The sequence below is a fragment of the Escherichia sp. 93.1518 genome (assembly GCF_013368915.2).
Lineage (GTDB): Bacteria > Pseudomonadota > Gammaproteobacteria > Enterobacterales > Enterobacteriaceae > Escherichia > Escherichia ruysiae.
Window position 1 is genome coordinate 1 of sequence record NZ_JABWMT020000105.1, and the last position, 510, is coordinate 510.

Genomic DNA, 510 nt, shown 5'->3' on the forward strand with positions numbered 1-510 from the left:
TATACCGACAAATGGCAGCGACGCACACACTCCCTCTGGCGTCACCGGGCATGGCACGCATCTGCCTTTACGGGGATTTACAACGATTTGGCCGCCGCATCGACCTTCGTGTGAAAACGGGGGCTGAAGCCATCCGGGCGCTGGCCACACAGCTCCCTTCGTTTCGTCAGAAACTGAGCGACGGCTGGTATCAGGTACGTATTGCCGGGCAGGATGTCAGCACGTCCGGATTAACGGCGCAGTTACATGAGGCTCTGCCTGACGGCGCTGTGATTCATATCGTTCCCAGAGTCGCCGGGGCCAAGTCAGGTGGCGTATTCCAGATTGTCCTGGGGGCAGCCGCCATTGCCGGATCATTCTTTACCGCCGGAGCCACCCTTGCAGCATGGGGGACAGCCATTGGGGCCGGTGGTATGACCGGCATTCTGTTTTCTCTCGGTGCCAGTATGGTGCTCGGCGGTGTGGCTCAGATGCTGGCACCGAAAGCCAGAACTCCCCGCACACAGACAA

Annotated in this window: 1 protein-coding gene and 1 pseudogene; both read left to right on the plus strand. The window is 59.8% G+C overall.

Annotation, left to right across the window (positions count from 1 at the left end; translation table 11 throughout):
- Positions 1–114, plus strand: a pseudogene (locus HEN21_RS23240) (phage tail protein); the annotation flags it as partial.
- Positions 111–510 (plus strand): tail assembly protein (locus HEN21_RS22620; protein WP_183082963.1); only part of this gene is annotated, 400 nt, incomplete at its 3' end. The pseudogene HEN21_RS23240 and the gene HEN21_RS22620, both read left to right, overlap by 4 nt.